At 73.4% G+C, this 26,541-nt stretch carries 28 protein-coding genes; 12 read left to right on the top strand and 16 right to left on the bottom strand.

The annotated features are described in order from the left end of the window. Positions 1-2 precede the first annotated feature (2 nt). Positions 3-740 (top strand): MerR family transcriptional regulator, encoded by a 738-nt coding sequence (locus tag ACFZCF_RS20925; protein ID WP_388445647.1) that lies wholly within the window; start codon positions 3-5, stop codon positions 738-740. Here the strand turns inward: ACFZCF_RS20925 and ACFZCF_RS20920 are convergent. From ACFZCF_RS20920 to ACFZCF_RS20905, 4 genes are all read right to left on the bottom strand, one after another. Then, on the bottom strand, positions 727-2,901 hold the full coding sequence (locus ACFZCF_RS20920; RefSeq protein ID WP_388445642.1) for a 3-hydroxyacyl-CoA dehydrogenase NAD-binding domain-containing protein: 2,175 nt from the start codon (positions 2,899-2,901) through the stop codon (positions 727-729). The genes ACFZCF_RS20925 and ACFZCF_RS20920 overlap by 14 nt on opposite strands. Before the next feature lie 39 nt (positions 2,902-2,940). Next, on the bottom strand, positions 2,941-4,155 hold the full coding sequence (locus ACFZCF_RS20915) for an acetyl-CoA C-acetyltransferase (RefSeq protein ID WP_388445639.1): 1,215 nt from the start codon (positions 4,153-4,155) through the stop codon (positions 2,941-2,943). A 65-nt stretch (positions 4,156-4,220) separates the two neighbouring features. Beyond that, the gene (locus ACFZCF_RS20910; RefSeq protein ID WP_388445636.1) at positions 4,221-5,372 is read right to left on the bottom strand and encodes an acyl-CoA dehydrogenase family protein; all 1,152 of its coding nucleotides are present in this window, start codon (positions 5,370-5,372) and stop codon (positions 4,221-4,223) included. Continuing rightward, positions 5,369-6,517, bottom strand: coding sequence for a CaiB/BaiF CoA transferase family protein (locus ACFZCF_RS20905; RefSeq protein ID WP_388445634.1), 1,149 nt, complete (start codon positions 6,515-6,517; stop codon positions 5,369-5,371). The genes ACFZCF_RS20910 and ACFZCF_RS20905 overlap by 4 nt, the downstream gene beginning before the upstream one ends. Positions 6,518-6,681: 164 nt before the next feature. Here ACFZCF_RS20905 and ACFZCF_RS20900 point away from each other — a divergent pair, with 164 nt between their 5' ends. Further along, positions 6,682-7,899, top strand: a complete 1,218-nt coding sequence (locus ACFZCF_RS20900) for a saccharopine dehydrogenase NADP-binding domain-containing protein (protein ID WP_391287897.1) — start codon at positions 6,682-6,684, stop codon at positions 7,897-7,899. Between the two features lie 40 nt (positions 7,900-7,939). On the opposite strand, the gene ACFZCF_RS20895 is transcribed toward ACFZCF_RS20900, so the two are convergent. The 4 genes from ACFZCF_RS20895 to ACFZCF_RS20880 form a co-directional block, all read right to left on the bottom strand. After that, positions 7,940-8,371, bottom strand: coding sequence for a RidA family protein (locus ACFZCF_RS20895; protein WP_388445628.1), 432 nt, complete (start codon positions 8,369-8,371; stop codon positions 7,940-7,942). 99 nt (positions 8,372-8,470) lie between these two features. Beyond that, entirely contained in the window at positions 8,471-8,851 is a 381-nt protein-coding gene (locus tag ACFZCF_RS20890; protein ID WP_388445625.1) for a VOC family protein, read from the bottom strand. Further along, positions 8,848-8,988, bottom strand: coding sequence for a morphogenic membrane protein MmpA (gene mmpA, locus ACFZCF_RS20885; RefSeq protein WP_388445622.1), 141 nt, complete (start codon positions 8,986-8,988; stop codon positions 8,848-8,850). The genes ACFZCF_RS20890 and mmpA overlap by 4 nt, the downstream gene beginning before the upstream one ends. A 55-nt stretch (positions 8,989-9,043) precedes the next feature. Next, positions 9,044-9,739 carry an endonuclease V gene (locus ACFZCF_RS20880; RefSeq protein ID WP_388445619.1) on the bottom strand — a complete coding sequence of 232 codons (696 nt, stop codon included), beginning with the start codon at positions 9,737-9,739 and terminating at the stop codon, positions 9,044-9,046. A gap of 129 nt (positions 9,740-9,868) precedes the next feature. Between ACFZCF_RS20880 and ACFZCF_RS20875 the strand changes: the two genes are divergently transcribed. Next, positions 9,869-10,168: a YciI family protein gene (locus tag ACFZCF_RS20875; protein ID WP_388445616.1), complete on the top strand. Its 300-nt coding sequence runs from the start codon at positions 9,869-9,871 to the stop codon at positions 10,166-10,168. A gap of 9 nt (positions 10,169-10,177) precedes the next feature. Here ACFZCF_RS20875 and ACFZCF_RS20870 read toward each other — a convergent pair whose 3' ends face one another. Continuing rightward, the gene (locus ACFZCF_RS20870) at positions 10,178-11,254 is read right to left on the bottom strand and encodes a WD40/YVTN/BNR-like repeat-containing protein (RefSeq protein ID WP_391288243.1); all 1,077 of its coding nucleotides are present in this window, start codon (positions 11,252-11,254) and stop codon (positions 10,178-10,180) included. 505 nt (positions 11,255-11,759) lie between these two features. Between ACFZCF_RS20870 and ACFZCF_RS20865 the strand changes: the two genes are divergently transcribed. Continuing rightward, entirely contained in the window at positions 11,760-12,176 is a 417-nt protein-coding gene (locus ACFZCF_RS20865; RefSeq protein WP_388445613.1) for an SsgA family sporulation/cell division regulator, read from the top strand. Positions 12,177-12,432: 256 nt separating this feature from the next. Then, positions 12,433-14,079 (top strand): ABC-F family ATP-binding cassette domain-containing protein, encoded by a 1,647-nt coding sequence (locus ACFZCF_RS20860; protein ID WP_388445610.1) that lies wholly within the window; start codon positions 12,433-12,435, stop codon positions 14,077-14,079. A 70-nt stretch (positions 14,080-14,149) separates the two neighbouring features. Here the strand turns inward: ACFZCF_RS20860 and ACFZCF_RS20855 are convergent, their stop codons facing one another. Next, positions 14,150-14,632 carry an ATP-binding protein gene (locus ACFZCF_RS20855; RefSeq protein ID WP_391287892.1) on the bottom strand — a complete coding sequence of 161 codons (483 nt, stop codon included), beginning with the start codon at positions 14,630-14,632 and terminating at the stop codon, positions 14,150-14,152. 190 nt (positions 14,633-14,822) lie between these two features. Between ACFZCF_RS20855 and ACFZCF_RS20850 the strand changes: the two genes are divergently transcribed. The 3 genes from ACFZCF_RS20850 (at position 14,823) to ACFZCF_RS20840 (ending at position 17,088) form a co-directional block, all read left to right on the top strand. Further along, positions 14,823-15,668: a Scr1 family TA system antitoxin-like transcriptional regulator gene (locus ACFZCF_RS20850; protein ID WP_391287890.1), complete on the top strand. Its 846-nt coding sequence runs from the start codon at positions 14,823-14,825 to the stop codon at positions 15,666-15,668. Between the two features lie 11 nt (positions 15,669-15,679). Continuing rightward, entirely contained in the window at positions 15,680-15,910 is a 231-nt protein-coding gene (locus ACFZCF_RS20845; RefSeq protein ID WP_388445601.1) for a hypothetical protein, read from the top strand. A gap of 203 nt (positions 15,911-16,113) precedes the next feature. Then, positions 16,114-17,088 carry an acyl-ACP desaturase gene (locus ACFZCF_RS20840; protein WP_388445598.1) on the top strand — a complete coding sequence of 325 codons (975 nt, stop codon included), beginning with the start codon at positions 16,114-16,116 and terminating at the stop codon, positions 17,086-17,088. A 25-nt stretch (positions 17,089-17,113) separates the two neighbouring features. Here the strand turns inward: ACFZCF_RS20840 and ACFZCF_RS20835 are convergent, their stop codons facing one another. Then, positions 17,114-17,386 (bottom strand): WhiB family transcriptional regulator, encoded by a 273-nt coding sequence (locus ACFZCF_RS20835; protein WP_388445595.1) that lies wholly within the window; start codon positions 17,384-17,386, stop codon positions 17,114-17,116. Between the two features lie 45 nt (positions 17,387-17,431). Then, the gene (gene ligD / locus ACFZCF_RS20830) at positions 17,432-18,484 is read right to left on the bottom strand and encodes a non-homologous end-joining DNA ligase (protein ID WP_391287888.1); all 1,053 of its coding nucleotides are present in this window, start codon (positions 18,482-18,484) and stop codon (positions 17,432-17,434) included. Between the two features lie 53 nt (positions 18,485-18,537). Here ligD and ACFZCF_RS20825 point away from each other — a divergent pair, with 53 nt between their 5' ends. The 3 genes from ACFZCF_RS20825 to ACFZCF_RS20815 all read left to right on the top strand — a co-directional run bounded on the left by ACFZCF_RS20825 (position 18,538) and on the right by ACFZCF_RS20815 (position 22,414). Next, entirely contained in the window at positions 18,538-19,596 is a 1,059-nt protein-coding gene (locus ACFZCF_RS20825; RefSeq protein WP_388445589.1) for an ATP-dependent DNA ligase, read from the top strand. A gap of 389 nt (positions 19,597-19,985) precedes the next feature. Next, positions 19,986-20,234, top strand: a complete 249-nt coding sequence (locus ACFZCF_RS20820; RefSeq protein WP_346768364.1) for a hypothetical protein — start codon at positions 19,986-19,988, stop codon at positions 20,232-20,234. 74 nt (positions 20,235-20,308) lie between these two features. Beyond that, positions 20,309-22,414, top strand: coding sequence for a DHA2 family efflux MFS transporter permease subunit (locus tag ACFZCF_RS20815; RefSeq protein WP_391287886.1), 2,106 nt, complete (start codon positions 20,309-20,311; stop codon positions 22,412-22,414). Between the two features lie 21 nt (positions 22,415-22,435). On the opposite strand, the gene ACFZCF_RS20810 is transcribed toward ACFZCF_RS20815, so the two are convergent. After that, positions 22,436-22,882: a YchJ family protein gene (locus ACFZCF_RS20810; protein ID WP_388445583.1), complete on the bottom strand. Its 447-nt coding sequence runs from the start codon at positions 22,880-22,882 to the stop codon at positions 22,436-22,438. A 61-nt stretch (positions 22,883-22,943) separates the two neighbouring features. Here ACFZCF_RS20810 and ACFZCF_RS20805 point away from each other — a divergent pair, with 61 nt between their 5' ends. Further along, a complete protein-coding gene (locus ACFZCF_RS20805; RefSeq protein ID WP_388445580.1) occupies positions 22,944-24,287 on the top strand; it encodes a 6-phospho-beta-glucosidase in 1,344 nt (447 codons plus the stop codon). Between the two features lie 49 nt (positions 24,288-24,336). On the opposite strand, the gene ACFZCF_RS20800 is transcribed toward ACFZCF_RS20805, so the two are convergent. The 3 genes from ACFZCF_RS20800 to ACFZCF_RS20790 form a co-directional block, all read right to left on the bottom strand. After that, positions 24,337-25,149 (bottom strand): SAM-dependent methyltransferase, encoded by an 813-nt coding sequence (locus ACFZCF_RS20800; protein ID WP_388445577.1) that lies wholly within the window; start codon positions 25,147-25,149, stop codon positions 24,337-24,339. A 76-nt stretch (positions 25,150-25,225) separates the two neighbouring features. Further along, positions 25,226-25,462, bottom strand: a complete 237-nt coding sequence (locus tag ACFZCF_RS20795; protein WP_030495614.1) for a DUF397 domain-containing protein — start codon at positions 25,460-25,462, stop codon at positions 25,226-25,228. Further along, positions 25,463-26,338 carry a helix-turn-helix domain-containing protein gene (locus tag ACFZCF_RS20790; RefSeq protein WP_388445573.1) on the bottom strand — a complete coding sequence of 292 codons (876 nt, stop codon included), beginning with the start codon at positions 26,336-26,338 and terminating at the stop codon, positions 25,463-25,465. It lies immediately after the preceding gene. Positions 26,339-26,541: the final 203 nt, after the last annotated feature.

Genomic DNA, 26,541 nt, shown 5'->3' with positions numbered 1-26,541 from the left:
CCATGGAGGACGAGAGCGGCGAGGGACTGCCCCCGGGGTACACCGTCGACGAGCTGGCGGCCCGGGCCGGGGTGACGGTGCGGACCGTGCGGTTCTACGGGACGCGGGGGCTGCTGCCGCCGCCGGTGATCGGCCCCCGCAGGGTCGGGCGGTACGGGGCCGAGCACCTGGCCCGGCTCGCGCTGATCGAGGAGCTGCAGCGGCAGGGGATGACGTTGGCCGCGATCGAGCGGTACCTGGAGCAGCTGCCGCCCGACCTGAGCGCGCAGGACCTCGCGGTGCACCGGGCCCTGGTGGCGTCCTGGGCGCCGGAGTCCGCGGAGACGATCACCCGGCGGGAGCTGGAGCGGCGCGCCGGACGGGAGCTGGCCGACCGGGACGTCGAACGGCTCGCCGCCATGGGGGTCCTGGAGGCGACCGGCGACCCCGAGGTGTTCCGGCTCGACGGGTCGCTGCTGCGGCTCGGGGTCGAGATGCTCGACGTGCCGATCGAGCACGACACGATCCTCGCCTCGCGGACCGTGCTGCTCGACCACGCCCGGTCGGCCGCGCAGGAGCTGGCGCGGCTCTTTCAGGAGGAGGTGTGGAACCCGTACCGGGAGAGCGGGGAGGACCCGGACCACCTGACCGCCATGAAGTCGCTGTCCGCGCACATGCAGCCGATCGTGGTCCAGGCCCTCGTCACCGCCTTTCAGCGGTCCCTCAGCGAGGAGTTGCGCTCCGCGTTCAGGAGTCCGTGAACGTCTCGCCGCGCTCGGCCTTCTCCACCAGGAGGGCCGGCGGGGCGAAGCGCTCGCCGTACGTCTCCGCCAGCTCGCGGGCGCGGGCGACGAAGCCGGCGACCCCGCCCTCGTAGCCGTTGATGTACTGGAGGATGCCGCCGGTCCAGGCCGGGAAGCCGATGCCCATGATGGAGCCGATGTTGGCGTCGGCGACCGAGGTCAGGACGCCCTCCTCCAGCAGGCGCACGGTGTCCAGTGCCTCGGAGAAGAGCATCCGCTCCTGCATGTCGCGGAAGGGGATCTCGTACCCGGGCTTGGTGAAGTGCTCGCGCAGGCCCGGCCAGAGCCTGCCCCGCTTGCCGTCCTCCGCGTAGTCGTAGAAGCCGGCGCCGCCGCTGCGGCCGGGGCGGCCGAACTCGTCGACCATGCGGTCGATGACGACCTCGCCCGGGTGGGTGACCCAGGTGCCGCCGGCCTCCTCGATCGCCTTCTTCGTCTCGTTGCGGATCTTGCGCGGGAGGGTGAGGGTCAGCTCGTCCATGAGGGAGAGGACCTTCGCCGGGTAGCCGGCCTGGGCGGCGGCCTGCTCGACGGAGGCGGGCTCGATGCCCTCGCCGACCATCGCCACGCCCTCGTTGATGAAGTGGCCGATGACGCGCGAGGTGAAGAAGCCGCGCGAGTCGTTGACGACGATCGGCGTCTTGTTGATCTGGCGGACCAGGTCGAAGGCGCGGGCCAGGGCCTCGTCGCCGGTGCGCTCGCCCTTGATGATCTCGACCAGCGGCATCTTGTCGACCGGGGAGAAGAAGTGCAGGCCGATGAAGTCGGACTGCCGCTCGACGCCTTCGGCGAGGACGGTGATCGGGAGGGTCGAGGTGTTGGAGCAGAGCAGGGCGTCGGCGTCGACGACGTGCTGGATCTCCTGGAAGACCTTGTGCTTGAGCGCGGTGTCCTCGAAGACGGCCTCGATGACCGCGTCGCAGCCGGCCAGGTCCTGCGGGTCGGCGGTCGGGGTGATCCGGGCGAGCAGGGCGTCGGCCTTCTCCTGGGTGGTGCGGCCCCGGGAGACGGCCTTGGCGCAGAGCTTCTCCGAGTACGCCTTGCCCTTCGCGGCGGCCTCGTCGGTGACGTCCTTGAGGACGACCTCGATGCCGGCGCGGGCGCAGGAGTAGGCGATGCCGGCGCCCATCATGCCGGCGCCGAGCACGGCGACCTTGCGGACCTGGCGCTTCTCGACGCCCTTGGGGCGGCTGGCGCCGGAGTTGACGGCCTGGAGGTCGAAGAAGAAAGCCTGGATCATGTTCTTCGCGGTCTGGCCGGTGACCAGCTCGGTGAAGTACCGGGACTCGATGACCTGCGCGGTCTCGAAGTCGACCTGGGAGCCCTCGACCGCCGCGGCCATGATGCTGCGCGGGGCCGGGTAGGGGGCGCCGTTCAGCTGCTTGCGCAGGTTGGCGGGGAAGGCCGGCAGGTTGGCCGCGAACCTGGGGTTCGACGGGGTGCCGCCGGGGATCTTGTGGCCGGGGACGTCCCAGGGCTGGGCGGATTCCGGGTGGGTGTCGATGAAGGCGATGGCCTTGGCCATCATCTCCTCGGGGGTGGCGGCCAGTTCGTGCACGAGGCCGTTGTCGAGGGCGCGCTTCGGGTTGTACTGGGTGCCCTGGAGGAGCACCTTCAGGAGGGCGTCGGTGATGCCCATGAGGCGGACGGTGCGGGTGACGCCGCCACCGCCGGGCAGCAGGCCGAGGGTGACCTCGGGCAGGCCGATCTTGGAGCCGGGCGCGTCGAGCGCGATCCGGTGGTGGGAGGCGAGCGCGATCTCGTAACCGCCGCCGAGGGCCGCGCCGTTGAGGGCGGCGACGACGGGCTTGCCGAGGGTCTCGATGCGGCGCAGGGCGCGCTTCATGTCCATCGCGGCGTCGAAGATGGACCGGGCGTGCTCGGGGCCCGCCTGGATCATGTCCTTGAGGTCGCCGCCGGCGAAGAAGGTCTTCTTCGCGGAGGTGTAGATGACGCCGCGGATGGAGTCCTTCTCGGCCTCCAGGCGGTCGGCGACGGCCATGATCGACGTGCGGAACGCCTGGTTCATGGTGTTGGCGGACTGGTTCGGGTCGTCGAGGACGAGGGTGACGATCCCCGTGTGGTCCTGCTCCCAGCGGATGGTGGTGCTCTCGCTCATGACTGATGCTTCTCCGGTAGTGGGGTGCGGACGGGGAGGTCAGACGCGCTCGACGATGGTGGCGATGCCCATGCCGCCGCCGACGCAGAGGGTGGCGAGGCCGTAGCGCTTGTCCTGGCGCTCCAGCTCGTCGACGAGGGTGCCGAGGATGATGCCGCCGGTGGCGCCGAGCGGGTGGCCGAGCGCGATGGCGCCGCCGTTGACGTTGACCTTGTCCAGGGAGACGCCCATGTCCTTGACGAAGCGCAGGACGACCGCGGCGAAGGCCTCGTTGATCTCGATGAGGTCGATGTCGTCGATGGTGAGGCCGGCCTTGGCGAGCGCCTTGCGGGCGGCCGGGGCGGGGCCGGTGAGCATGATGGTGGGCTCGGAGCCGGAGACGGCCGCCGCGACGATCCGGGCGCGCGGCGTGAGCCCGTACCGCTCGCCGACCTCCTTGGAGCCGACGGCGAGGAGGGAGGCGCCGTCGACGATGCCGGAGGAGTTGCCCGCGTGGTGGACGTGGTCGATCTCCTCGACCCAGTGGTACTTCTGCAGCGCGACCGCGTCGAAGCCGCCGAGCTCGCCGATGTCCTTGAAGGACGGCTTCAGCTTGGCGAGGGAGTCGGCGGTGGTGCCGGGGCGCATGAACTCGTCGTGGTCGAGGACGGTGAGCCCGGCCCGGTCGACGACCGGCACCACGGAGCGGGCGAAGCGGCCCTCCTTCCAGGCCGTGGCGGCGCGCTCCTGGGAGAGGGCGGCGTACTCGTCGACGTCGCGCCGGGTGAAGCCCTCGATGGTGGCGATGAGGTCGGCGCCGATGCCCTGGGGGACGAAGTTCGTCTCCAGGTTGGTCATGGGGTCGGCGAACCAGGCGCCGCCGTCGGAGGCCATCGGCACCCGGGACATCGACTCGACGCCGCCGGCGAGGACCAGGTCCTCCCAGCCGGAGCGGACCTTCATCGCGGCCATGTTGACCGCTTCGAGGCCGGAGGCGCAGAAGCGGTTCTCCTGGACGCCGGCGACGGTGTCGGGGAGACCGGCGGCGATGCCGGCGATGCGGGCGATGTCGGAGCCCTGGTCGCCGACCGGGCCGACGACGCCGAGGACGATGTCGTCGATGGCGGCCGGGTCCAGGCTCGGGTTGCGGCGCTGGATCTCGCGGATCAGGCCGGTGACGAGGTCGATGGGCTTGGTGCCGTGCAGGGAGCCGTTGGCCTTGCCGCGTCCGCGCGGGGTGCGGATCGCGTCGTACACGTACGCTTCGGTGCTCACGGGAAGCCTTTCGCGATGAGGGTTTTCGACAAGCGGGGGGGTCGGAGGCCGGCCGGGGTCGGAGGTCAGCCGAGGAGGGAGCGGCCGATGATCTCCTTCATGATCTCCGTCGTGCCGCCGTAGATGGTCTGGATGCGGCCGTCGGTGAAGGCGCGGGCCACCGGGAATTCGCTCATGTAGCCGTATCCGCCGTGCAGTTGCAGGCAGCGGTCGGCGACCCGCTTCTGGAGTTCGGTCGCCCACCACTTGGCCATGGAGGCGTTGACGGGATCGAGGCCGAGGCCGGTCCGATCGGCGTGCTCGGCGATGCACCGGTCCACGAACGCCCGGGTCACGGCGCACTCGGTGGCCATCTCCGCGATCTCGAACCGCACGTGCTGGAGCTTGGCGAGCGGCCTGCCGAAGGCCTCGCGCTCCTTGACGTACCGGGTGGTGAGCTCCAGGAGGTGCTCGGCGCCGGCGATGCCCGCGACGGCGATGGCCAGGCGCTCCTGCGCCAGGTTGGTCATGAGGTGGACGAAGGCCCCGTCGAGCTCCCCGAGGAGGTTCTCCTTGGGGACGCGGACGTCCTCGAAGAAGAGCTCGGCGGTGTCCTGGGACTTCTGGCCGATCTTGTCGAGGTTGCGTCCGCGCTCGAAGCCCTCCATGCCGCGTTCGACGACGAGGAGGGAGAGGCCGTGCGCGCCGCCCTCGGGGGTGGTCTTCGCGACGACGATCACCAGGTCGGCGAGGATGCCGTTGGAGATGAAGGTCTTGGAGCCGTTGAGGATCCAGTGGTCGCCGTGGTCCACGGCGGTGGTGCGGATGCCCTGGAGGTCGGAGCCGGCGCCGGGCTCGGTCATCGCGATGGCGGTGACGATCTCGCCGGAGCAGAAGCCGGGCAGCCAGCGCCGCTTCTGCTCGTCGGTGGCGAGCTTGGTGAGGTAGGGGCCGATGATGTCGTTGTGGAGGCCGATGGCGAGGCCGGGGGCGGCCGCCCTGGTGAACTCCTCTGCGAGGACGGAGGCGTACCGGAAGTCGGGGTTCCCCCCGCCGCCGTACTCCTCCTCGACGGCCAGGCCGAGGAGGCCCTGGCGGCCGGCGGCGCGCCAGGCCTCGCGGGAGACGATGCCGTCCTTCTCCCACTGCTCGTAGTGGGGGAGCACCTCCTTCTCCAGGAAGGTGCGGACGACCGCTCGGAAGGCTTCGTGGTCCTCGGTGTAGAGCGTGCGCTTCATGCGGTCTTCGACTCCTGGGTGTGCAGGGCGGGGACGGCCCAGTCGCGGGCGACCTCGGCGGTGTCGGCGCCGGGCAGGGCGGGGCCGGTACGGAGGGTGCCGGGGGTGGCGGAGAAGCGGGGCGCGGGCGCCGGCTGGACGAGTCCGCCGTGCTCGGCGAAGGTGGCGCGGGCCGCGAGGTGCGGGTGGCCGGGGGCCTCGCGGAGCGAGAGGACGGGGGCGACGCAGGCGTCGGTGCCCTCGAAGACCTCGGTCCACTCGGCGCGGGTACGGCTCCGGAAGCGGGCCGCGACGGCCTCGCGCAGCTCGGGCCAGCGGGCGAGGTCGCGCCGGAGGGCCGTGGCCTCCGGCAGGTCGAGGAGCCGGGCGAACTCGTCGTAGAAGCGCTCCTCCAGGGCGCCGACGGCCATGTGGCCGCCGTCGGAGGTGGCGTACACCCCGTAGAAGGGGCAGCCGCCGTCGAGGAGGTTCACCCCGCGCCGGTCCTGCCAGCCGCCGGCCAGGAGCATGGCGTGGATCATGGTGGTGAGGTGGGCGGTGCCGTCCACGATGGCGGCGTCGACGACCTGGCCCTCCCCGTGCGCCCGCGCGTGCTGGAGGGCGGCGAGGACGCCGACGACGAGGTAGAGCGAACCGCCCGCGTAGTCGCCGAGGAGGTTGGCCGGGATGCTCGGCGGGCCGTCCGGGTCGGGGCCGACGAGGCCGAGGGCGCCGGTGACCGCGATGTAGCCGATGTCGTGTCCGGCGGTGGGCGCGAGCGGGCCGTCCTGGCCCCAGCCGGTCATCCGGCCGTAGACGAGCCGGGGGTTGCGGGCGAGGCACTCCTCCGGGCCGACGCCGAGGCGCTCGGCGACGCCCGGCCGGTACCCCTCGATGAGGACGTCGGCGCGCTCGACGAGGTCGAGCACGGTCGCGGGGCCGTCCGGGGCCTTGAGGTCGACGAGGACCGAGCGCTTGTTGCGGTTGGTGAGGTCCTTGGCGGGGTCGACGCCGAGGCCCGCGCCGCCGGGGCGGTCGACGCGGACGACGTCGGCGCCGAGGTCGGCGAGGAGCATGGCGGCGAAGGGGCCGGGGCCGATGCCGGCGAGCTCCACGATCCGGACACCGGCGAGCGGGCCGGTGCGCTCGGTCCGCGTGGTCTTCATCGAGCCCCCAGAGGTGTGACACCAATGATGTAACACCGGAGATGCTAGGAACGTGTTCCACTCGGCACAAGCCCCCCGGCCGAGCAAGCGCTTGGAAATTCGGCGGGGCGGCCGGGTCCGCTATCCTCCGCCGACGACATCGCCGAGGGACGGAGTGGGGCTCGATGGACACAGGGGCGGGCGCGGGACGGGAGTCCGGGCGGGCGACGGCGGAGCGGCCGTACGACGTGGTGCTCTACGGGGCGACCGGGTTCGTGGGCGAGCTCACCGCGGAGTACCTGGCCGAGCACGCCCCCGACGGCTGTCGCTGGGCCCTGGCCGGCCGCTCGCCCGCGAAGCTGGCGGCGCTGCGGGGCCGGCTGGCCGCCGGACGCCCGCACCTCGCCGCACTGCCGCTGCTGACCGCCGACTCCGGCGACCCCGCCTCGCTGCGGGCGCTGGCCGGGTCGGCGCGGGTGGTGGCCTCCACCGTCGGCCCGTACGTCTGGTACGGCGAGGGCCTGGTCGCCGCCTGCGCCGAGGCCGGCACCGACTACCTCGACCTGACCGGCGAGCCCGAGTTCGTCGACCGCGTGTACGTCCGCCACGACGCCCGCGCCCGGGAGACCGGCGCCCGGATCGTGCACGCCTGCGGCTTCGACTCCGTCCCGCACGACCTCGGCGTGCTCTTCACCGTCCGGCAGCTGCCCGAGGGCGTGCCGCTGCGCATCGACGGCTTCGTCCGGGCCGGCGCCGTCTTCTCCGGCGGCACCTTCGCCTCCGCGCTGACCGCCTTCGGGCGCGGCCCGCAGACGCTGCGAGCGGCCCGCGAGCGCCGCCTGCACGCGCCCCGGTCGGTGGGCCGACGGGCCCGCGCGCCGCTGGGCGGCCCCCGGTTCAGCACCGAGACCGGCACTTGGGCGCTGCCGCTGCCCACCCTGGACCCCCGGATCGTGGCCCGCTCGGCCGCCGCGCTCGAACGGTACGGCCCGGACTTCCGCTACCGCCACTACGCCTCGGTGAGGACGCTGCCGATGGCCCTCGGCGGCACGGCGGCGCTCGCCGCGACCCTCGCGACGGCCCAGGTCCCCCCGCTGCGACGGTGGCTGATGGACCGTTACGCCGCCGGCTCCGGGCCCTCGGCCGAGCGGCGCGCCCGCAGCTGGTTCACGGTCCGGTTCGTCGGCGAGGGCGGCGGACGGCGGGTCTTCACGGAGGTGTCGGGCGGCGATCCCGGTTACGACGAGACGGCGAAGATGCTCGCCGAGGCCGCCCTCTGCCTCGCCCTGGACCCGCTGCCGGAGACGGCGGGCCAGGTCACGACGGCGGTGGCGATGGGCGACGCCCTGACCGACCGGCTGCGGGCGGCGGGACTGCGCTTCCGGGTGGCGCACGCGGAGTGACGGCGGCGGGCGCCGCCGGACGTGGCCGCCCGGGCGCGCCTCACCAGCCGATCATGTCGGCGGCGCCGGTCTCGGCCACCACCGCGTCGATCTCGATCTCGACCAGCCACGCCGGGTCGATGAAGCGGGACACCTCCACGAAGGTGCAGGCGGGACGGACGCCGGCGAAGCGCTCCCCGTGGGCCCGGGCCGCCTCGCGCCAGGCGGTGGCGTCGGTGAGCATGACGCGGGTGCGGACGACGTCCGCGAGCCCGGCGCCCGCCTCGCGCAGGGCGGCCTCGGCGATGTCGAGGCAGCGGACGGTCTGGGCGTAGACGTCTCCGGGCGCGGTGGTGGTGCCGTCCGGCGCGATCGGGGCCGTACCGGCGACGGAGACGTACGGGCCGAGCCGTACCGCGCGGGAGAAGCCGATCTCCGGTTCGAGCGGGGAGCCGGAGGAGACGAGTCGTCGTGAGGTGGCGTGCAGGTCCATCCGCGCATCCTGCCCATCCCGCGCCCGCTCGAAGCGCCGCCGGGAGACGGCCTTCCGGGGCCCGCCCACGAGCCGTCGGACAGAGGCCGACGAGCCGCCTCAGGCCCCCATGAGCCGGAAGGGATGCCCGGCCGGATCGGCGTAGACCCGCCACAGCGGCGCGCCCGCGGCCTCGCCCGCGTCACCGAGGAGCACGGCTCCGAGCGCGAGGACCTTCTCGTGGGCCGCGGCCGGGTCCGGGACCCGGATGTCGAGCAGGAACTGCTGCTCGGGGGCGCCCCAGACGGGCGGCCGGTGGTCGGCGACGTCCTGGAACGCGAGGACCGGTCCGTGCGCGTCGCGCAGCACCGCGGAGCCGGCGCCGACCGCGAGCGCCGGGTCGGGCGACTCGACCTCGCCGCCGAGCAACTCCCGGTAGAACCCGGCGAGTCCGAAGGCGTCGGGGCAGTCGAGCACGACGCACCGCAGCCGCCCGTTCATCCGAGGGTCCAGTCGGCGAGCACGTACAGGATGGCGCAGGTCCAGGCGAGGGCGGAGAGCGCCGCGACGGCGAGGGCGGCGGGCAGCGCGCGGCCGCCGGAGCGACGGCCGGCGCCCGTGGTGACGGGGGTTGTCATGGGGCCACTGTGCCGTGGGGGTCTGACAGCGGGCATCCGTACGGGTACTCAGCCGCTACTCAGCCGCCCGTGCCTCCGCGAGCGCGCGCCGGCAGAGCGCGTCGGCGTGCCGGGTGGTCTCGGGGAGCCGGTAGCGCGGGGAGAGCGCGAGGGTGTGCGCGCAGGCGTTGTCGAGGGAGATCCGGTGGCCGACGGAGACGAAGACGGGCTTGACCCCGCGCCGGGTGCGCAACGCCCTGCCCACTTCCTCCTCCTCGGCGAGCAGCGGCGCGAAGTCGCCGCGCTCGGGCCCCGGTTGCCCGTACGAGAAGGTGAAGGGGTTCTTGGCGACGCCGATCGAGGCGCGTCCGGTGAGCACCCCGAGGTGGGCGGCGAGGCCGAAGCGGCGCGGATGGGCGAGCCCGTACCCGTCGCACACCAGCAGCCCCGGGTCGGCGCCGAGCGCCTCCAGGGCGGCGAGCACGGCGGGGATCTCGCGGAAGGCCAACAGCCCCGGTACGTAAGGAAAGGAGACCCGGGCGACGGCGGTGGCCCGCTCGACCACCTCCAGCGTTCCGGCGTCCAGAACCACGGCGGCCGCGGCCACCAGGTCCCGCTCGTCGTCGTAGGCCACGTCGAGCCCGGTGACGTGCCCCTCCCCCACGGCCGGCCCCTCCTCGTCGAGCACGAGCCGTCCGCGCAGCGCGCGCTGGACGTCCAGCGCCGCCGCCTCGTCGGCGGGCCACCCCGCCGGAACCCCGATGATCCCCATGCGGGCCACCCTACGGCGACGGCCCCGGGCACGGTGCCCGCCGTGACCTCGATCGACGCGCCCGTACGTGTCCGGGCGGCCCTCGGGGAGCGAACGGCCCGGCCGGGCACCGCCGGTAGCCTTGCGCGCATGTTCGTACTGGAATTGACCTACACCGCGCCCGTCGAGCGGGCGGACGCCCTCATGGACGCGCACATCGCCTGGCTGGACGAGCAGTACGCCGCCGGGGTGTTCCTCGCCTCCGGGCGGAAGAACCCGCGCGACGGCGGGGTGATCCTCGCGGCCGGGGTCGACCGGGCCGCGATCGAGCGGATCGCGGCGGCCGACCCCTTCAGCGCCGAGGGCGTATGCGCCTACCGGATCACCGAGTTCTACGCGTCGAAGACGGTCGAGGGCCTGGCCGACTACCGCGAGCGGCCGCCGGCCTGACCCCGTCCCTCAGCCGCGGGCGAGCCGGGCGATCCGGCCCTTCTCGCCGGAGGCCCAGCAGCCGCCGTCCGGGGCGCAGTCCACGGTGTCGTACGAGCCGGTGTCGACGGTCCGCCAGGTCCGGCCGCCGTCCCGGGTGAGGTCGGTGCCGGTGGGACCGACGGCCAGGGCGGCCGTGCGGGAGTGCGGCAGCCAGGCGACGCCGGAGCGGTACGCGGGCGGCGGCGTCCCGGCCGGGGTCCAGGTGCGTCCGCCGTCGGCGGTGACGGCGGCGGCCCGCGGCGAGGGCTGTCCCGCCCGGTAGTCGCCGCCGACGGCGATCCCGTGACCGCGGTCCCGGAAGGCGAGCGCGAAGACGCCCCGGGCCGGGTCTCCGGCCGGGACCGTGCTGTCGGTGACGGTCCAGGTGCGGCCCCGGTCGGCGGAGTGGAAGATCCGGGCGGTGGCGCCGCCGCCGGTCGCGAACCAGACGTCCTTCCCGCCGCCGGGGGCGGTGACCAGGCACTGCCCGCTCGCGGCGAAGCCCGCCTCGCCGGGCAGCGCGGCGGGCATCCCGGCGTCCGGCAGGACCTCCCAGCTGCGGCCGCCGTCGCGGGTGGCGAGGACGCGGAACCTGCCGTCGACGGGGTCGCTCAGTGCGAGGCCGTGGCGGCGGTCGAGGAAGGTCACGCAGTCGTAGAAGGCGCGCGGGTCGGCGTTGCGGAAGGCCTCGGTCCAGGTGGCGCCGCCGTCCTCGGTCCGCAGCAGCCGGGAGGCCTCGCCCTCGCCGATGGCGAGGACGACGGCCCGGCGGACGTCGAGGGCCTCGACGTCACGGAGCTCCAGGCCCTCGGCGGCGGGCGGCGAGACGTCGCGCCAGCCACGGCCGGCGTCGGTGGTGCGCAGGACGGTGCCCCGGGAGCCGGCGGCCCAGGCGGTGCGGCGGTCCACCGCGGCCAGGCCCCGGAAGCGGGCGTCGGTGCCGGTCGGGGTGAGCTGCCAGCCCGCCCCGGACACGGCGGTCGCGGGGGCCGCTGGGGTCTCCCCGGCCCGCGCGGGGGCGGCGAGGGCGAGCGCCAGCGCCGCCCCCACCAGTCCCGCCGTCATCGTGCGTCGCGCCGTTCGCATCTTTCGCACAGGTGTCATGGCGCCGGAAGCTAGCGGCGGCGGCCCGGGCCCGTCCAGAGTGCCTCCCGGCCGGCGCCGGGGCGCGGGGCCCGCCGGACGTTCCCGGGCCGGGCCGGGGGCCGAGGACACGGCACGAGACTCGGGTGACGCCCCGCGGCCGCGGGCCTCGGCGAGCCGGCCGTACGGCGAGCGGACGGGGCCTCGGCGAGCGCCGTACGGCCACGGGACGGGGTCTCGGCGAGCCCGCCGTACGGCGACCGGTCGGGGCCGCGCGCGGAGTCGGACGGCGAAGTGGCCGGGCACCGCTGAGCCCGCCCGTCGCCCGGCACGCTCCCCCGTCTCCCCCCCTCCCGCCTCCCCCGGTGACGTACCTCACGTGGGTCACCGGTGCACGTTCGGCCGGTTCCTGTCGTCTTCATGGGTGTCAGGTGCCCTGGTGTCGGGGAGACGCACAGGATCACAAGCCGCGCGAGAGGAGTCCGCCGTGTCCGCCGTGATCGAGCAGCCCGTCCAGGCCCGTCTGGTCGCTTCCGCTCCCCGGATGGAGACCGTCCCCGCCACCCTCCGCTACGACCAGGAGGACCCGTACGCGGTCAGCATGGCCTTCCCGCCGCCGGCGACCCTGGAGGGCGTCGAGGTGTCGTGGGCCTTCGCCCGGGACCTGCTGGCCCAGGGGGTCGAGCGGCCCGCCGGCGACGGCGACGTGCGGCTGCGCCCGTACGGCTACGACCGCACGGTGGTCGAGTTCCACGCCCCGGAGGGCGTGGCCATGGTCCATGTGCGCACCTCCGAGCTGCGCCGCTTCCTCGAGCGCTCGCAGCACCTGGTGCCGGCCGGACGCGAGCACCAGTACCTGGACTGGGACCGGGACCTGGCCGAGCTCCTGGGCGGGCTGCCGTAGTCCGGCTCCGGTAATCCGGTTGCCTCCTCCTCCGACCGGCTTCTACGGTCGACGGGTCGCATCGCCTCCCGATCGGAGAAGGAACGTTGTTCATCTGAGGTCCCGAGACACCGTGCCGCGCCCGGCCCCGTGCCCCGCGCGCCGTTCTCGACCTCGGTGGACGAGCCGTTCCCCACGCTGCCCGCGCCCCGGTGTCTCACGCGTCGCACCACGCCCACGCTCACACCCGTGCTCGCGGCACGCACCGGAGGCCTTCATGTCATCTCAGCCTGTCTTCCTCTCCGCCACCTCGCTCTCCTTCTCCTGGCCCGACGGCACCGAGGTCTTCGACGACCTCAGGTTGACGGTCGGACCCGGCCGCACCGGACTGGTGGGCGCCAACGGTTCGGGGAAGTCCACCCTGCTCGGGCTGCTCTCCGGGCGGCTCGTCCCCACCGGCGGTTCCGTCACCGCGTCCGGGGAGATCGGCCACCTGCCGCAGAACCTGGTCCTGGACACCGGCCGGCGGGTGGACGCGATCCTCGGCATCGACCGGAAGCGGGCGGCGCTGCACGCCGTCGAGGCCGGGGACGCCGCGGAGGAGCACTTCGCCGTGATCGGCGACGACTGGGACGTGGAGGAGCGGGCCCGCGCCACCCTGGACCAGCTCGGGCTCGGCGCGATCGGCCTGGACCGCACCGTCGGCGAGGTGTCCGGCGGAGAGTCCGTGCTGCTGCGGCTCGCCGCGCTGCTGCTCGCCCGGCCGGACGTGCTGCTGCTCGACGAACCAACCAACAACCTTGACCTGCAGGCCCGTTCGCGCCTGTACGAGGCGGTGGAGGGCTGGTCCGGGGTGATGGTGGTGGTGAGCCACGACCGGGAGCTCCTGGAGCGGGTCGACCGGATCGCCGACCTCCACGACGGCACGGTGAGCTGGTACGGCGGCCCCTACTCGGCGTACGAGGAGGCGCTCGCCGCCGAACAGGAGGCGGCGGAGCGCATGGTGCGGGTCGCCGAGGCGGACGTGCAGCGGCAACGGCGGGAACTGTCCGAGGCGGGGATGAAGCTGGCGCGCCGCAGGCGGTACGCGCAGAAGAGCTTCGAGAACAAGGCCGTGCCGAAGGTGGTGGCGCACACCCGGCGGGGCCAGGCCCAGGTGTCGGCGGGCAAGCACCGCGCTCTGCACGCGGACCGGCTGGCCGAGGCGCGCGAGCGGCTCGACGTGGCGGTGGAGGCGGTGCGGGACGAGGACGAGATCCGCGTCGAGCTGCCGCACACCCAGGTGCCGCCGGGGCGCGAGGTGCTGCGGCTGACGGAGCTGGAACTGCGGTACGGCGCCCGGGTCGAGGGCGGTTTCGAGCTCAGGGGACCGGAGCGGGTCGCGCTCGTGGGCCGCAACGGTGCCGGGAAGACGACGCTGCTGCGGACGGTCGCGGGTGAGCTGGAGCCGGTGTCGGGCGAGGTGGAGCGGCTGGTGCCGATCCGTTTCCTGCCGCAGCGGCTCGATGTCCTCGACGACGGGCTGAGCATCGTGGAGAACGTCGCCCGGTTCGCGCCGGCGGCGTCGGGGAACGCGATCAGGGCGCGGCTCGCGCGGTTCCTGTTCCGGGGCTCCCGGGCGGATCAGCGCGTCGGCACCCTGTCGGGCGGCGAGCGGTTCAGGGCCACGCTGGCGGCGCTGCTGCTCGCGGAGCCGGCTCCGCAGCTGCTGCTGCTCGACGAGCCGACGAACAATCTGGACCTGGCGTCGGTGCGGAAGCTGACGGCCGCCCTCCACGCGTACGAGGGGGCTCTGGTCGTGGCCAGTCACGACCTGGCGTTCCTGGAGTCGCTGGGGCTCACGCGCCGGGTGCTCCTCGACGGCCGTCTGCGGCCGACGTCGGCGGAGGAGCTTCGGGCGCTGTCGGCGTCGACGGCGCGGTGAGGTCGACGCTGCGCTGCGGTCAGCGGTGCGGTGGGGTCACCCGGGTGGTGACGTCACCGATGCGGTGAGGTCAACGGTGCAGTAAGGCCCACGACTTGGTCCCGCCCTCCGCGGTGAGGGCGGGTGCCAGGCCCCAGTCGCCGCCCTGTTCGCCGACCGCCGCGGCCAGCAGCCACATGCTGCGGCTGCGGCGTTCGCGGCAGCGTTCGGCCTCGTCCGGCCGCGGGTGGGCCGGATGCTGGTCGTAGAGGACGATCCGCAGGGCGTCGTACTGCCAGCGGACCCGCAGCGCCATCTCCCGGTCGGGGGTGAACCGGTAGGCGGCGCCGACGAGCTCGGAGACGGCGAGGCGGGCGGTGTCGCGGAGGTCGGCGAGGCCGTGGCGGGTGAGGAGGCCGTCGACGGCCTGGCGGGCGAGGCCCGCGCAGTAGGCGCCACCGGGGAGCAGCAGCGAGTAGCTGAGGTTCTCCGTGGCGGGGGGTATGGGCACGGCCGCCGCGGTGGCGGCGGCGGCCGGAAGGCAACGCAGGGCGCCCTTCATCGGATGGCTCACATTTCCTGTACGGGGGGCTCCGCACACGGCCATGGTCGCACCGTGTGAGACTTGCGCTACCGACCGTAGCGCAGAAGCGGAGCACGGTGCTACTACTTGCGGGCGGTGGCGCCGTTTCCGGCCGGAGGACGTGCGGCGCCGCGCGACCGGGGGCGGCAGGGGGCCGCACCGCAGGACGAGGGAGAACGACGTGCCACCCAGGACCAGCCCCACCGCGCGCCAGCAGCGGCTCGGGGCCGAACTGCGCAAGCTGCGCGAACAGTCGGGGATGTCGGCCCAGCAGGCCGCCGCCCTCCTGGGCGTCGACCGCACCCGCATCCCCCACATCGAGTCCGGCCGCTTCGGCCTCAGCCCCGAGCGGGTGCGGACCCTGGCGTTCAACTACGGCTGCCCCGACGCGGGCCTGGTCGACCTGCTCGCCGCCATGGCGCGGGAGCGGGACCGCGGTTGGTGGGAGGAGCACCGCGGACTCCTGCCGCCCGCCCTGCTCGACATCGCCGAACTGGAGCACCACGCGGCCGCGTTGGCGACGGCCGTGACCACCCACGTACCGGGCCTGCTGCAGACCGAGGAGCAGGCGCGGGCGGTCTTCGACACCGCCGTCCCGCCGCTGCCGGAGCCCGACCTGGAGGCCCGGCTCGCCCTGCGCCTGCGCCGCCAGGAGGTCCTGGACCGGCCGGTGCCGTACGAGGCGGTGATCCACGAGGCGGCGCTGCGCATGCGGTTCGGCGGCCCGAAGGTGGCCCGCGCGCAGCTGGAGCACATCCTGGAGCAGTCCGAGAGGGCCACCGTGACCGTGCGGGTCATCCCCTTCGCGGCCGGGGGTTTCCCCGGGGCCGGACAGTCGTTCACCTATGTGTCCGCGCCGGTGCCGCAGCTCGACACCGTGCAGCTCGACTCCTCGCACGGCCCGCTGCTGCTCGACGCCGACATGAGGCTGCGCCGGTACCAGGGGCTGCTGGAGCGGCTGCGCGGACTCTCCCTGTCCGCCGCCGACTCCCGCGCATTCGTCCGCTCGATAGCCCAGGACCTGTGAAGGACCCCGCCGTGAACGTCACCGACACCGCCCCCGCCGCCTCCCCGGCCGCCGCCCGGATCGCCTGGGGGGACGCCTTCTGCAGCGAGGGGGCGAACTGCTTCCGCTTCGGCCTCGACGACGCCGGCCGTGCCTACATCGGCTCGACCCTCGCCCCGGGCGAGTACGTCAGCGACTCGGTGGAGGCGCTGCGCGCGCTGATCTCGGCGGTGAAGTCCGGGGCCGCCGATCATCTGCTCTGAGTAGCCGATCAGTTGTTCCCGGGTGACCGCCCCGAGGTGACCTGCGTCTCTTCACCCGGCCCGAGCTGCGCACATAACGGAACGTAACCGGACAACGTCCGAGGGGGGCTTGGACGGCCCCTTACGGAGCCTTAACCTACGGTCTCGTAACCTACGAAGCCGTAGGTAGTTCCGTTTGCCCTCTCCGTCCCCCAGGAGTACCCGTGACGCTCACCTCTCCCTCCCTCGGCAGCTCGACGGGGTGGACCGACGCCCGCTTGCTGTACGCGCTGGAAGAGGTCGTGGAGCAGGAGCTCAACCGGCACCTCAAGGTCGCCAAGGACTGGATGCCGCACGAGTACGTGCCGTGGTCGGACGGCCGGAACTTCCCCGGCCTCTTCGAGGACGGCGAGGCCTGGGACCCGTCCCAGTCGAAGGTCACGGAGATAGGGAAGACCGCCCTCGTGGTCAACCTCCTGACCGAGGACAACCTCCCCAGCTACCACCACGAGATCGCCAGCCTCTTCGGCCGCGACGGCGCCTGGGGCACCTGGGTGCACCGCTGGACCGCGGAGGAGGGCCGGCACGGCATCGTCATGCGCGACTACCTCCTCGCCTCCCGCGCCGTCGACCCGGACAAGCTGGAGCAGTTCCGGATGGCGCACATGAGCGAGGGCTTCGAGTCGGACAACCGCCACTCGATGCTGCACTCGGTGGCGTACGTCTCCTTCCAGGAGCTCGCCACCCGCATCTCGCACCGCAACACCGGCCACCAGTCCGGCGACCCCGTCTGCGACCGGATGCTCGCCCGCATCGCGCTGGACGAGAACCTCCACATGGTCTTCTACCGCAACCTCCTGAAGGCCGCGCTGGAGATCGCCCCCGACCTCGCCATGCAGGCGGTGCGGGACGTGGTGGTCGGCTTCCGGATGCCCGGCCACGGCATCCCGGGCTTCGAGCGGGCCGCCGCGCAGATGGCGATCGGCGAGATCTACAACATGCGCATCCACCACGACGACGTCCTGGAGCCGGTGATCCGCCACCTGAAGGTGCTGGACATCGACGGCCTCGGCCCCGAGGGGCTGCGCGCCCAGGAGGAGCTGGGCCTCTACATGAACGGGCTCGACGCGGAGGCCGCGAAGTTCGACGAGAAGCTGGCCGCCCGCAAGGCCCGGATGGCCGCCCGCGCCGCGGGCTGAGCGCCGCCGCGCCCCCGGGAGCGGTTCAGGAGCGCTGCGTGCGGCGCAGCCTGAGCCGCTCCTTCTCGGAGAGCCCGCCCCACACGCCGAACCGCTCGTCGTGCGCGAGGGCGTACTCCAGGCAGGCCACGCGCCCCTCGCAGGCTCCGCAGAGCTGCTTGGCCTCGCGGGTCGAGGAGCCGGGGGCGGGGAAGAAGAACTCGGGCCCGGCCTGGGCGCACAGCGCGTCCTCGCGCCAGGCGAGGTCGGCGGCGGGGCGGGTGGCCGGGAGGGTCAGGACTGCGGTGTCGGTCTGCATGGCTCCACCCTGACGCCGGCCGCTAAACACACCGTCAACGTCCGATCAATGCGGCGCGTCGGGCGCTTCGGAACCGCTCCCGTCCGGCTTCCTCGCCCGGCTCGGCTGGACCCGCTTCGGCTCGCCGGGCATCTTCGGGTACTCCGGCGGATAGGGCAGGTCCCCCAGGTCGTGCTCGGCCTCGTCGCGCCGGGCCAGTTCGAGCAGCGGCTCCAGGTCGAAGCGCTCGTCGTCCATGTCGGCGTGCACGTCGCCCAGCTCGGCGTACCGGCCCTGCATGGTGCGGATGTCGAAGTCCTCCGGCACCGCGTCGTCGACCTCCTCCCAGCGCAGCGGTGCGGAGACGGGGGCGTGCGGCTTCGGGCGGACCGAGTAGGCGGAGGCGATCGTGCGGTCGCGGGCGGTCTGGTTGTAGTCGACGAAGATCCGCTCGCCGCGCTCCTCCTTCCACCACTTCATGGTGACCCGGTCCGGCATCCGCCGCTCCAGCTCCCGCCCCACGGCGATGGCGGCCCGCCGCACCTGGACGAAGGTCCAGTCGGGGCGGATGGGGACGAAGACGTGCAGGCCGCGCCCGCCCGAGGTCTTGGGCCAGCCGCGGAGTCCGTACTCGTCGAGGACGGCGCGCAGCTCGTGGGCGGCGCGGACGGCGTCGGCGTAGTCGGTGCCCGGCTGCGGGTCGAGGTCGAGGCGGAGCTCGTCGGGGCGGTCGGTGTCGCCGCGCCGCACCGGCCAGGGGTGGAAGGTGACGGCCCCGAGGTTGGCCGCCCACAGCACGGCGGCCGGCTCGGTCGGGCACAGTTCGTCGGCGGAGCGGCCGCTGGGGAAGGTGATGTGCGCGGTGGGGATCCAGTCGGGCAGGTACTTCGGCGCCCGCTTCTGGAAGAAGGACTCCCCCGTCACCCCGTCGGGGTAGCGCTCCAGGGTGGTGGGCCGGTCCCGCAGGGCGCGCGTGATGCCCTCGCCGACCGCGAGGTAGTAGTGCACCAGGTCCAGCTTGGTGTAGCCGGGCTCCGGGAAGTAGACCTTGTCCGGGTTGGAGACGCGAACGGTGCGCCCGCCCGCCTCCACCTCCACCGCTGCCGTCTTGCCTGCCATGAGCGCCACCCTAGGGCTCGCAGACATCTGCCGCATACCGGACAATCTGATCCATGGATCTGCCGGTGATGCCGCCCGTGAAGCCGATGCTCGCCAAGTCCGTGAAGAAGATCCCGCCCGGGATGCAGTACGAGGCCAAGTGGGACGGCTTCCGGGCCATCGTCCACCGCGACGGCCCCGAGCTCGTCATCGGCAGCCGTACCGGCAAGCCCCTCACCCGCTACTTCCCCGAACTCGTCGAGGCACTGCCGGAGCGGCTGCCCGAGCGCTGCGTCGTGGACGGCGAGATCGTCGTCGAGCACGACGGGCGGCTCGACTTCGACCGGCTCTCCGAACGGATCCACCCCGCGGACTCCCGGGTCCGGATGCTCGCCGCGACCACCCCCGCCCGCTTCGTCGCCTTCGACCTGCTCGCCCTCGGCGACGAGGCGCTCCTCGGCACCCCGCTCGCCGAGCGCCGCGCGACCCTGGAGCGGGTGCTCGCCGGCGCCACCGCCCCGCTCCACCTCGCCCCCGCCACCCGGGACCCGGAGCTGGCCGCGCACTGGTTCGAGCAGTACGAGGGGGCCGGGCTCGACGGGGTGATCGCCAAACCGCTCGACCTGCCCTACCGGCCCGACGCCCGGCTGATGTACAAGATCAAGCACGAGCGGACCGCCGACGTCGTCGTGGCCGGCTACCGCTTCCACAAGAGCGGCCCCGTCGTCGGCTCGCTCCTCCTCGGCCTCCACGACGACCGGGGCGCCCTCCAGCACGTCGGCGTCTGCGCCGCCTTCACCGCGAAGCGCCGGGCCGAGCTCGTCCAGGAGCTGGAGCCGCTGCGGATGGACCCGCCCGACGGGCACCCGTGGGCCGCCTGGGCCGAGGAGGCCGCGCACGAGGGGGCCCGGCTGCCGGGCGCGCCGAGCCGCTGGTCCGGCAAGAAGGACCTGTCGTGGGTGGCCCTGCGGCCGGAGCGGGTCTGCGAGGTCGGCTACGACCACATGGAGGGCGACCGCTTCCGGCACACCGCGCAGTTCAAGCGGTGGCGCCCGGACCGCACCCCCGAGTCCTGCGGCTACGCGCAGCTCGACGAACCCGTCTCGTACGACCTGTCGGACGTACTGGGCTGACGCTCCGGCAGGCGGATCGACCGGGCGAGCCGACGATCTTCCCGTTCCTGGCGTCTGCGCGCCACGTGATTTCCTTCACACCGATAGTGCCGTCGCGGGTCTTGCCTGCCCCGCCCAGGGGCCCTGCGCCGCCCCTTCGCACGCGCTTTCCGCAGGGTCCGTGCGCAAGGAGCCTCCGGCGACGCGCCCCGTACCTGCGGGAACGCCGGAACGATCGATCACCGGCGTCACCGGGTCCCCGCCCGGTGCGCCCGCGCACCCCGGGCGGGACGGGCGCCCCCGGCGCACCCCGGCACCGGCGGCGTACCGGAACCGCTCCCGCCATCCGGTACGTATGGAGGTGAGAGCCCTTCCCGTCCGCCCCCACGAACCGCTAGGACTGATCCGTGATCGCCTCGCCCTCCCCCCTGGTCCCCGTCCCGATCCCCGACCGCGTGGCCGCCCTCATCGGCGCCTGTCTGCCCGCGCACGTCCTCCAGGCGGAGATCGAGGCGGACTGCGCGGCGCGCGAGGTCTACCGCTTCCGCGGCCCGCTCTGCGCGGAGGACCTGGCCGACCGCGAGCACGCCCTCGCCGCGCTCGCCCGGGCCAACAAGATCCTGGCCAAGCACCACCCGACGCTGCCGGTACGGCCCTGAGGACCGCCTGAGGGTGTCGCCCGTCCGGGCGCACCCCACGAGCAGCCGAGGCGGCGCGATGTGACGCTGCGAAGGTGACCACGACCAGCGACGCAGCACCCGCCGCCCCGGCCGCGCCCGCACCGCCCGTGCTCGACGGCCGCCGCCGCAACATCGTCTTCGGCACGATCATGCTCGGCGTGCTGCTCGCGGCACTCGACCAGACCATCGTGGGCACCGCCCTGCCCACGATCGTCGCGGACCTCGGGGGCGCCGCCCACATGTCGTGGGTGGTCACCTCCTACCTCCTCGCGGAGACCGTGGCGACGGTCCTGGTCGGCAAGTTCGGCGACCTCTTCGGCCGCAAGCTGATCTTCCAGATCTCCGCGGTCGTCTTCATCACCGGCTCGTTCCTCTGCGGCCTCGCCCCCGACATGACGCTGCTGATCGTCTGGCGCGGCCTCCAGGGCATCGGCGCCGGCGGCCTGATGGTCACCTCGATGGCGCTGATCGCCGATGTCATCCCGCTGCGCGAGCGCGGCAAGTACCAGGGCGCGATCGGCGCGGTGTTCGGCGTCTCCACGGTCGTCGGGCCGCTGCTCGGCGGCCTGTTCACCGACCACGCCAGCTGGCGCTGGGCGTTCTACGTCAACGTCCCGATCGCGATCCTCGTCGTCATCGCCGCCGCCCGGACCATCCCCTCCGTGCGCTCGGCGAGCCGGCCGGTCATCGACTACCTGGGCATCGCGCTGGTCGCGATCGGCTCCAGCGCCCTGATCCTGGCGACCAGTTGGGGCGGCAACGAGTACGCGTGGGGCTCCGGCGTCATCATCGGCCTCTTCGCCGGCGGCCTGATCGCCCTCGCCCTGTTCTGCCTGGTGGAGCTGCGGGCCGCCGAACCCATGCTGCCCATGCGGCTGTTCCGCAACCCGGTCTTCACCGTCTGCTCGGTCCTGAGCTTCGTCGTCGGCTTCGCGATGCTCGGCGCGATGACCTTCCTGCCGACCTACCTCCAGTACGTGGACGGCGACTCGGCGACGGTCTCCGGCATCCGGACCCTGCCGATGGTCGTCGGCCTGCTGATCGCCTCGGTCTACAGCGGCAACGTCGTCAGCAAGACCGGGCACTACCGGATCTTCCCCGTCATCGGGTGCGCGGTGATGGGCGCCGGACTGTTCCTCATGTCGCTGATGGACCAGAACACCGGCACCTGGCTGGAGTCGCTGTACATGTTCGTGCTCGGCGTCGGCATCGGCCTGTGCATGCAGGTCCTGACGATCGCCGTGCAGAACACCGTCGACTACGCCGACCTCGGCACCGCCACCTCGGGCGTCACCTTCTTCCGCACCCTGGGCAGCTCCTTCGGCACCGCCGTCTTCGGCACGATCTACACCAACGCCCTCAAGCCCCGCCTCACCGACGGGGTCGCCGAGGCGTCCGCGCTCGCCGGGGCGGCCGGCCTCGACCCTGCGTCGGTGCCGGGCGCCGCGCAGAGCCCGCAGGGGCTGCACGGACTGCCGGACGGGGTCGCCGCGCCGATCGTCCAGGCCTACGCCGACACCCTGCACACGGTCTTCCTGTGGACGGTGCCGGTGGCCGTCGTCGGCTTCGTCGTCGCCCTCTTCCTCAAGCAGGTCACGCTCCGCGACTCGGTCCGGGAGGCCGCCCCCGACATGGGCGAGGGCTTCGCCTCCCCCACGGTCAGCGGCGACTCGGCGAAGCTCCTCGAAGTCTCCGTGGGACGGCTGCTGCGCCGGATGGACATGGACACCGCCCGCCGGATCGTCGCCGACTCCGACACCCGCCTGGACACCGCCGGCGCCTGGGCGGTGATGCAGGTGGAGCTGTACACCCGGACCGTGGGGCACGCGAGCCTCGGTCTGATCGCGGCGAGCCGCCGCCTGCCACCGGAGGTCCTCCTCCCCGCCTTCGACCGGATGGTCGACGAGGGCTTCCTCACCCGGGACGGCAACCTCCTCTCGCACACGCCGGCCGGCGCACGCGAGGCCGAGGTCATCACCCGCGCCTGGGGCGACTGGCTCGCCGCCCGGCTGGAACGGGAGCGCGGCCGGCCCAGCGGGCCCGAACTCCGCGCGGCGGTCGACGCCATCGCGAAGAAGGCCGTCGCGGAGGACCTCTCCACCGGCATCCCGGCCGGCCGCGCGGACGGCCGCGTCGCGGCGGTCGCCTCAGGACGGTGACACCACGCGGAGAACGGCCGGTCAGTGCTCCGGGAAGTCGCCGTCGACGTAGACCCAGGCGCCGTCGTGGCGGGTGAAGCGGCTGCGCTCGGTGAGGGCTCCGGGCTCGCCGCCGTGCACGTACCGGGCGGTGAAGGTGACCGTGCCGCGCTGGTGGAAGGCGGTGCCGTCGGTGGTGTCGAGGATCTCCAGGCCGGTCCACCGCATGCCGGGGTCGAGGTCGAGGGTGCCGGGACGGGTCCCGGGGGCCCAGGTGCGCAGCAGATAGGCCGCGTCGCCGACGACGAAGGCGCTGTAGCGGGAGCGCATCAGCAGTTCGGCGGTGGGCGCGGTGGCTCCCGTACCGGCGTGGAAGCGTCCGCAGCAGGCGCCGTACGCGGCGTCGAGGCCGCAGGGGCAGGGCGTGTCGGGGGTGACCGCCGGGGCGGGCGGGGGCGTACGGCGGGGGCCGGTCTTGCGTCGGGACATGCGGTCATTCTCCCCCAGGAGCGGGGCGGTCCCGCGGGCCCGGCCGAGTAGCGTACGGCCCATGCGACTGACCATTCTCGGAGGCGGCGGTTTCCGGGTGCCGCTGGTGTACGGCGCGCTGCTCGGCGACCGCGCCGAGGGGCGGATCACCCACGTCACCCTGCACGATCTCGACGGGAACCGGCTGAGGGCCATCGCGCGGGTGCTCGCCGAGCAGGCCGAGGGGGTGCCGGACGCGCCGGCCGTGACGGCCACCACCGACCTCGACGAGGCGCTGCGCGGGGCGGACTTCGTCTTCTCCGCGATCCGGGTCGGCGGTCTGGAGGGCCGGGCGGCCGACGAGCGGGTGGCGCTGGCCGAGGGGGTGCTCGGCCAGGAGACGGTGGGCGCGGGCGGGATCGCGTACGGCCTGCGGACCGTGCCGGTCGCGGTCGCCGTCGCCCGGCGGGTCGCCGCGCTCGCCCCGGAGGCCTGGGTCATCAACTTCACCAACCCGGCGGGGATGGTGACCGAGGCGATGTCCCGGGTCCTGGGCGACCGGGTCGTCGGCATCTGCGACTCCCCCGTGGGGCTCGGCCGCCGGGTGGCGCGGGTCCTCGGCGCGGACCCGGACCGGGTGTGGATCGACTACGCGGGCCTCAACCACCTGGGCTGGCTGCGCGGGCTGCGGGTCGACGGGCGGGACGAGCTGCCCCGGCTCCTCGCGGACGAGGCGCTGCTCGGCTCCTTCGAGGAGGGGCGGCTCTTCGGCGCCGAGTGGCTGCGCTCGCTCGGCGCGGTGCCCAACGAGTACCTGCACTACTACTACTTCAACCGGGAGGCGGTCGCGTCGTACCGGGGCGCGGAGAAGACCCGGGGCGCGTATCTCCTGGACCAGCAGGCCGGGTTCTACGCGGAGGCCGTCCGGCCGGAGGTGCGGGCCCTGGACGCCTGGCGCCGCACGCTGGCCGACCGGGAGGCGACCTACATGGCGCACAACCGGGAGGCGGCCGGGGCCGGGGACCGGGCGGCGGAGGACCTGGAGCCGGGCGGCTACGAGAGGGTGGCGCTCGCGCTGATGCGGGCGATCGCGCGCGGCGAGCGGGCCACCCTGATCCTGAACGTGCGCAACGGCACCACGCTGCCGGGGCTCGACGCGGACGCGGTGGTCGAGGTGCCGTGCGCGGTGGACGCGAACGGCGCCCGTCCGGTGGCGGTGGACCCGCTCCCGTACCACGCCATGGGTCTGGTGACGGCGGTGAAGGCGGTGGAGCGGGAGGTGCTCGCGGCGGCGGAGAGCGGCTCGCGGGCGACCGCGGTGAAGGCCTTCGCGCTGCACCCGCTGGTGGACTCGGTGGGTGTGGCCCGCCGGCTGCTCGACGGGTACGCGGCGGCGCACCCGGGGCTGGCGTACCTGCGGGCGTGACCGCGCGGGACCCGGGGAGTCCTTCCGGGACCCGGCGCGGTCGTACGGGTCAGGGCTTGCGGGCCACCGCGGCCCAGCCGGGGATCGGGTCGTCGCCCTGGACCGGCACCGGCTCGCCCAGCTCGGGGTGCCACTCGGCGGTGAGCGACACTCCGGGCTCGACGAACTCCAGGCCGTCGAAGAAGGCGGCGAGCTCGTCGCGGGACCGGGGGCGCAGGGTCAGGCCGCGGGCCTTGTACATGCCGACGGCCTTCGCCGCGCCCTCGGGGTCGAAGTCCCCGGTGACATGCGAGAGGACCAGGTAGGAGCCGGGGGCGAGCTGGTCGACGAGCTTGGCGACGATGTCCTGGGCACCGTCCTCGTCGCCGAGGAAGTGGAGCAGCGCCAGCATCGACAGTGCGATCGGCTTGTCGAAGTCAAGGACCTTTCCGGCCCTTTCGAGGATGGTCTCCGGGTCCCGGGCGTCCGCCTGGATGTACTCGGTGGCCCCCTGCGGGGTCGAGCGCAGCAGGGCGGCCGCGTGCGCGAGCACGATGGGGTCGTTGTCGCAGTAGACGATCCGGGACTCCGCCGCGGCCCTTTGCGCGATCTGGTGCAGGTTGGGCTCGGTGGGGATCCCGGTGCCGACGTCCAGGTACTGGCGCACGCCGTGGGCGCTGAGCCAGCGGATGGCGCGGTGCATGAAGGCGCGGTTGACCCGGGCCATGTCCCGGCCGCGGGCGTCGACGGTGAGGAGCTGGCGGGCCATCTCCTCGTCGACGGGGTAGTTGTCCTTGCCGCCCAGGAACCAGTCGTACATCCGCGCGGGGTGCGGCTTGCTGGTGTCGATCCGAATCTCGCGGGATGCGGGGTCCTGGGTCATCGTCGGCTCTCCTCGTGGGGACGAACGGGTGGCGCTGCCCCAAGAGTTACGTGACGGTAGGGGCGTGGCGGAAGGGTCAGGTGAGCAGGAAGTCAGCCTGGCCGGATTTGGCCCCCGCGATGAACGCGGCGATCTCTCCGTGGGTGTAGATGAGGGCGGGGCCTTCAGGGTCTGCGGACTGTCGCACGGCGACCCTGCCGTCGGCCAGCTTCATGGCCTCCACGCAGTTGCCCCCGTTCCCGCCGCTCCAGGGCTTGTGCCATCCCTCGGCACCGAGCTCCGCGGCGGGCATGCCGTTGTATATGCGATCCATTCACAGCTCCTTGCGGAGATCCCGGAGGATCTCCTTCGTGCGTTGTGCAGTCGCGGCCTGCGCCGCCATACGGTCCATGACCTCCAGGTGGGACGCCACCTCGGGGCGCGCGTCGAGGTAGACCGCGCCGGTCAGGTACTCGCTGTAGACCATGTCCGGGAGTTCGGGCATGGCGAAGCGGAAGAGGACGAAGGGACCGTACGTGCCGGGGTGGTGGCCGGACGCGAACTCCGCGATCTGCAGGGTGACGTTCGGCAGCTCGGACGCTTCGAGCAGCCGGTCGAGCTGGTCGCGCATCACCTCGGGCCCGTCGCCGACCGGCCGGCGGAACACCGTCTCGTCCATGATCACCCAGAACTTCGGGGCGTCCTCCCTGGTCAGCAGGGACTGGCGCTCCATCCGCAGGGCTACATGCCGATCGATGTCCTCCTCGCGCGCGGCGTCTCCGCCGCCGCCGACCGCTCCGCTGCGCAGAATGGCGCGGGCGTACCCCTCGGTCTGGAGCAGACCGGGGACGAACTGGGGCTCATAGGCGCGGATGAGGCTCGCGGCCCCCTCCAGGCTGACGTACATGGAGAACCAGCCGGGCAGCACGTCGTGGAACCGCTGCCACCAGCCGGGGAGGTTGGCCTCCTCGGCGAGGGCGACGAAGGCCTCCGCCTCGGGGCCGTCGATGCCGTACGCGGCCAGCAGCAGCTGGACGTACGGGATCTTCAGCGCGACCTCCGCGGTCTCCATGCGGCGGATGGTGGCCGGGGCGACGTGGAGGACCTTGGCGGCCTCCTCCCGCTTGAGACCGGCGCGCTCGCGCAGGTCCTGCAGACGCCGACCGAGTACGACCTGTCCCACCGTGGGGGCGGACCGCGGCTCGCTCACTCCCAGACCTCCCCGACGCGCTGTTTTCGACGAGTGTGCCACGAAGCTCGGCCAGAGAGAACAAGGCACTCTGCATTTTTCAGAGTGCCACTTGCCAAGTGTCCGAGTCAGGAGGACAGTGTTCCGGTGAACCAGTACGGACTGCCGCCGGCGCCTCCTCGGCCCCGGCGACAGCGACGTACGGCAGCCCTGCCCACTGTTGT

Source organism: Streptomyces sp. NPDC007945, assembly GCF_042958885.1.
Lineage (GTDB): Bacteria > Actinomycetota > Actinomycetes > Streptomycetales > Streptomycetaceae > Streptomyces.
Note: the sequence above shows the minus strand (reverse complement) of the source record. Positions and strands in the feature narration are given on the sequence as shown.

What these genes read in the sequence shown, in the direction of transcription:
- ACFZCF_RS20925 (WP_388445647.1), top strand. Translation starts at nt 3, where the DNA reads ATGGAGGACGAGAGCGGCGAGGGACTGCCCCCGGGGTACACCGTCGAC.
- ACFZCF_RS20920 (WP_388445642.1), bottom strand. Translation starts at nt 2,901, where the DNA reads ATGAGCGAGAGCACCACCATCCGCTGGGAGCAGGACCACACGGGGATC.
- ACFZCF_RS20910 (WP_388445636.1), bottom strand. Translation starts at nt 5,372, where the DNA reads ATGAAGCGCACGCTCTACACCGAGGACCACGAAGCCTTCCGAGCGGTC.
- ACFZCF_RS20905 (WP_388445634.1), bottom strand. Translation starts at nt 6,517, where the DNA reads ATGAAGACCACGCGGACCGAGCGCACCGGCCCGCTCGCCGGTGTCCGG.
- ACFZCF_RS20900 (WP_391287897.1), top strand. Translation starts at nt 6,682, where the DNA reads ATGGACACAGGGGCGGGCGCGGGACGGGAGTCCGGGCGGGCGACGGCG.
- ACFZCF_RS20895 (WP_388445628.1), bottom strand. Translation starts at nt 8,371, where the DNA reads ATGGACCTGCACGCCACCTCACGACGACTCGTCTCCTCCGGCTCCCCG.
- ACFZCF_RS20890 (WP_388445625.1), bottom strand. Translation starts at nt 8,851, where the DNA reads ATGAACGGGCGGCTGCGGTGCGTCGTGCTCGACTGCCCCGACGCCTTC.
- mmpA (WP_388445622.1), bottom strand. Translation starts at nt 8,988, where the DNA reads ATGACAACCCCCGTCACCACGGGCGCCGGCCGTCGCTCCGGCGGCCGC.
- ACFZCF_RS20880 (WP_388445619.1), bottom strand. Translation starts at nt 9,739, where the DNA reads ATGGGGATCATCGGGGTTCCGGCGGGGTGGCCCGCCGACGAGGCGGCG.
- ACFZCF_RS20875 (WP_388445616.1), top strand. Translation starts at nt 9,869, where the DNA reads ATGTTCGTACTGGAATTGACCTACACCGCGCCCGTCGAGCGGGCGGAC.
- ACFZCF_RS20870 (WP_391288243.1), bottom strand. Translation starts at nt 11,254, where the DNA reads ATGACGGCGGGACTGGTGGGGGCGGCGCTGGCGCTCGCCCTCGCCGCC.
- ACFZCF_RS20860 (WP_388445610.1), top strand. Translation starts at nt 12,433, where the DNA reads ATGTCATCTCAGCCTGTCTTCCTCTCCGCCACCTCGCTCTCCTTCTCC.
- ACFZCF_RS20835 (WP_388445595.1), bottom strand. Translation starts at nt 17,386, where the DNA reads ATGCAGACCGACACCGCAGTCCTGACCCTCCCGGCCACCCGCCCCGCC.
- ligD (WP_391287888.1), bottom strand. Translation starts at nt 18,484, where the DNA reads ATGGCAGGCAAGACGGCAGCGGTGGAGGTGGAGGCGGGCGGGCGCACC.
- ACFZCF_RS20825 (WP_388445589.1), top strand. Translation starts at nt 18,538, where the DNA reads ATGGATCTGCCGGTGATGCCGCCCGTGAAGCCGATGCTCGCCAAGTCC.
- ACFZCF_RS20810 (WP_388445583.1), bottom strand. Translation starts at nt 22,882, where the DNA reads ATGTCCCGACGCAAGACCGGCCCCCGCCGTACGCCCCCGCCCGCCCCG.
- ACFZCF_RS20805 (WP_388445580.1), top strand. Translation starts at nt 22,944, where the DNA reads ATGCGACTGACCATTCTCGGAGGCGGCGGTTTCCGGGTGCCGCTGGTG.
- ACFZCF_RS20800 (WP_388445577.1), bottom strand. Translation starts at nt 25,149, where the DNA reads ATGACCCAGGACCCCGCATCCCGCGAGATTCGGATCGACACCAGCAAG.
- ACFZCF_RS20795 (WP_030495614.1), bottom strand. Translation starts at nt 25,462, where the DNA reads ATGGATCGCATATACAACGGCATGCCCGCCGCGGAGCTCGGTGCCGAG.